This window comes from Alishewanella maricola, from assembly GCF_016343785.1.
GTDB classification, from domain to species: domain Bacteria; phylum Pseudomonadota; class Gammaproteobacteria; order Enterobacterales; family Alteromonadaceae; genus Alishewanella; species Alishewanella maricola.
Window position 1 is genome coordinate 1 of record NZ_JAEINI020000053.1, and the last position, 405, is coordinate 405.

1 protein-coding gene is annotated in these 405 nt (G+C 42.0%); it reads left to right on the forward strand.

Annotated elements, in window-relative coordinates:
- The coding region (locus JAO78_RS16690) for a hypothetical protein (protein WP_226752488.1) at positions 1 to 316 on the forward strand (316 nt) is incomplete at its 5' end.
- Between the last annotated feature and the right edge of the window lie 89 nt (positions 317 to 405).

The following is a 405-nucleotide window of genomic DNA, read 5'->3' on the forward strand; positions in this document are numbered from 1 at the left end:
TTATTCACCGTGGTTTTTGGCGATATTTACAGTCATTTTTTTGGTTTTGAGCTTTTTTGAGAGGCCAATTTACTTCTTACTATTTTTAAGTATTCCTTATGGTCTTTATACCGCTCTTGTATTACCGTTTTTTTGGCGTAGGAATAATGATTGGTTAGGTGGCTTTTTGACGGTGATGCCTATTGTGTTTTTCATAAGCTCGTATGGCAACCACTTTACGGCAGTTCAGGCCGTCTGTGCCGCTGCGGCGTTTACTTGCCTTATATGGCTATTGTTCAAAAATAAGTTTATCCGCTATGTTTCAAACAATACCTAACAAGTTACTAAATTTCGTTCCGGCCACAAACAGCGTGGCCTCCACGGGACTGCCTACGCTGCGCTGCGGCAGCCCATTAGTAATGCGTT